Here is a 3067-nt window from a genome sequence, read left to right on the forward strand (position 1 = left end):
CGGCATCGGCCGGAATCCCTTGCCTCAACGCTGAATTCGCATGTCGTGCGGCAGCCCACCCCACACATTCCCGGCGATCCGCACACCGCGAGCGCGCGGCCTGCCCCGGTCGACGACGACCTGTTCCCGTTCGAGAGCCGTTCCACCCACAGCCGAATGTCCGCACCTGCGAGTCGCTGCGGTCGCATCTCGACGCCGCCGCCCCGCACAGCGCGGTGACCTCACCCCGGACTCCGTGACGAGTTCACGTGCTGCCCGAGGGCAGCGCGGCGAGCATGTCCCGGGTCACGGCCACCGCATTGTCGGAGCTGCCGCCGTCGACGAGCATTGTCGCCCAGGCCATGTCGCCGCGATAACCGATGAACCAGGAATGCGAGCCGCCCTCGACTTCGGCCTCGCCGGTCTTGCCGTACACCTCGCCCTGGTCGGCAATGTGGGTGGCGGTGCCCTCCAGTACCACCTTGCGCATCATCAGCCGCAGCCCGGCAATCACCGTCGGCGAGGGCGCGGGGCGCGTGGCGGACACCTTGGTCGGGTGCCCGGACAGCAGATACGGCACCGGGGCGGAACCGTGCGCCACCGTCGCGGCGACCAGGGCCATGCCGAACGGGCTGACCAGCACCCGGCCCTGGCCGATTCCGTTCTCGGTGCGCTGGGTCAGGTCGTTGGTCGGCGGTACCGATCCGGAGACCGTGGTCAGTCCGGGGATCGAATAGTCCGGGCCCACACCGAATTTCGTTGCCACGGTGGTGAGCGCGTCGCCGGAGAGCCTGCTGGCCAGTTCGGCGAAGGAGGTGTTGCACGAGCGCGCGTACGCCCGCGACATCGGCACATCACCGAGGCTGAAGCTGTCGTAGTTGGGAATCGTCCGCTCCCCGATGACGATTCGGCCCGGACACGGCAGCACCGTATCGGGCGTGGCGATCCCCGAGGCCATCGCCGCGGCGGCGGTCACCGTCTTGAACGTCGAGCCCGGCGGGTACAACCCGGAGGTCGCGATCGGGCCGTCCGTATCGGCCGCTTCGTTCTGCGCCACCGCGAGCAGCGCGCCCGTGGAGGGCTGAACGACGACCATCACGGTCTTGTCCGGACGCCCGTCCACGGCGCGCTGCGCGGCATTCTGCACGGTCCGGTCCAGGCTCAGCGCGAACGACGGAACGGGCTGTGGTGCAACCTCTTTCAGTAGGTCGGTGTCCGCGCCGTTGGCGTTCACGGTGACCACGTCCCAGCCGTCCTTGCCGTCGACCTCGTCGATCACGGTCTTGCGGACCTGGGTGATCAGATCGGGAGCGAATCCGCGATCGGTGGGCACCATATCCCACTCCTTCGCGGTGGTGACCCCGGGAAGTCCGAGCAGATCACCGCTGACCTGGTTGAATTCCGTCTCGGTCAGCAGCGCGACGGTGTACGTGCCACCGGCCTTGCGTGCGGCGTCCACGATGCCGTTCGCGGTGACGGTGTCGTCGAACCGGTGCAGCGCACCGGCGAGCGCGCCGGTGGTGTATCCCGGATCGGTGGCCTGCGCGAGGGTGAACGTGATCCGGTGCACCACACCGGGAATCAGCACATCGGTGCCCGAACGCTCGTTGACGCGGGCGCGCGGGGCGGGCGTCTCCCGCAACGCCATCGTCTGGGTGTCGCCGAGTTGCGGATGGATGTCCGATGCGGTCCAGCGCACCTGCCAGCCGCCGTCGACGCGGCCCATCTGCAACTGTCCGGTGTAGCTCCACACGCGGTTCTTCGCCAGATGCCATTCGTAGGTGTAGTCCACGGTGGCCGTATCGCCGCTGACCCGGGCCGAGCCGGTATGCGCCGACATCGTCTGCGCACCCAGGTTGCCCCAGGCCGAGGCGAGTGCCGTGGCGGCCTGGTCGGGCTGATTGGTGCGGCCCGCCGCGGCGTGCACATCGTGCCGGGCGAAGTCGCCGACGAAATCGGCCGCGGCGGCCAGGGGGCCCTGCGGTCCGGACGCGCACGCATCCGCCGATACCGCGACCACCACGGCCGTCAACGCCACGGCCGTCCGGCCACACAGATGCCGACAGTTGCGGAGTGACAGCGGAATTCGCAGTTTCACCATCGCGTGAAATGGTATCCAGCAAACGACCCGACAACCGGGCGACACACGGCACGAACGGGCGATCTGCGCCGGTCAGTCCACCAGAATTGTGGCGAATGTGCCGATCTGCCGGAATCCGATGGTCGCGTAGGCGCAGCGGGCAATCTCGTTGTAGCTGTTCACGTACAGACTCGCCGTCCGCCCGGAGGCCACCACCGCATTGGCCACGGCCGCCGTACCGGCCGTGCCGAAACCCTGCCCGCGCCGATCGGGATGCACCCACACGCCCTGAATCTGCCCGGCACGCCGGGACATCGCCCCCACCTCGGCCTTGTACACGACCTCGCCGTCCTCGAACCGCGCCCAGGCCCGACCGGACTGGATCAGACTCGCCACGCGCCGCCGGTACCCGCGTCCGCCGTCCCCGGCGCGCGGATCCACCCCGATCTCCTCGGTGAACATCGCGACCGCGGCCACCAGATAGCGATCGAGCTCATCGGTGCGCACCCGGCGCACCTTCGGATCGGCGAGCACCTCCGACGGTCCGTCCAGGGCCAGCAGCGGCTGTTCGGGCCGCACCTCGCGGGGCGGGCCCCAGCTTCGGCTCAGCAGGTCCCACAGCGGCAGCGCCAGCTCCTGGCGACCCACCACCGACGAACACACCCGCGGCCAGCGCGCCGCGCGATCGGCGAACGCCTTGAGATCGTCGGGACCACCGCGCAGCGGGATCAGATTCGCGCCGGAGAAGCACAGCGACTCGGCCGGACCGCCGCGACTCCAGATCTCACCGAGGCCGGTCCTGGTCTCGATGCCGTACTCCTGCAGCCGCGCGACCACCATGCAGGAGGCCACCGGATCGGCATCGAGCACTTGCAGCACCCGGGAAAGGTCGCGATTGACAAGTTGACGCGCACCGGACAGTCGATTCCGTCGAGTGGGTTCCAGCACGCTCCGCACGATCACAGCCTGCCATGAACAGCCCGACGATGCGGAGATTTGTTCAGGTCG

Annotated in this window: 3 protein-coding genes; 1 reads left to right on the top strand and 2 read right to left on the bottom strand. The window is 69.1% G+C overall.

What is annotated here, in order from left to right; all coding sequences use genetic code 11:
* A partial coding sequence (locus ON40_RS53970) for a hypothetical protein (RefSeq protein ID WP_218008842.1) occupies positions 1 to 219 on the top strand: 219 nt, incomplete at its 5' end.
* A 25-nt stretch (positions 220 to 244) separates the two neighbouring features.
* Here the strand turns inward: ON40_RS53970 and ON40_RS23005 are convergent.
* Both ON40_RS23005 and ON40_RS23010 read right to left on the bottom strand, forming a co-directional pair.
* Positions 245 to 2080 carry a penicillin-binding transpeptidase domain-containing protein gene (locus ON40_RS23005; protein ID WP_051193448.1) on the bottom strand — a complete coding sequence of 612 codons (1836 nt, stop codon included), beginning with the start codon at positions 2078 to 2080 and terminating at the stop codon, positions 245 to 247.
* Between the two features lie 72 nt (positions 2081 to 2152).
* Positions 2153 to 3016, bottom strand: coding sequence for a GNAT family N-acetyltransferase (locus tag ON40_RS23010; RefSeq protein ID WP_245567952.1), 864 nt, complete (start codon positions 3014 to 3016; stop codon positions 2153 to 2155).
* Positions 3017 to 3067: the final 51 nt, after the last annotated feature.

Origin of the sequence: Nocardia jiangxiensis NBRC 101359 (genome assembly GCF_000308615.1) — a bacterium.
Classification (GTDB): domain Bacteria; phylum Actinomycetota; class Actinomycetes; order Mycobacteriales; family Mycobacteriaceae; genus Nocardia; species Nocardia jiangxiensis.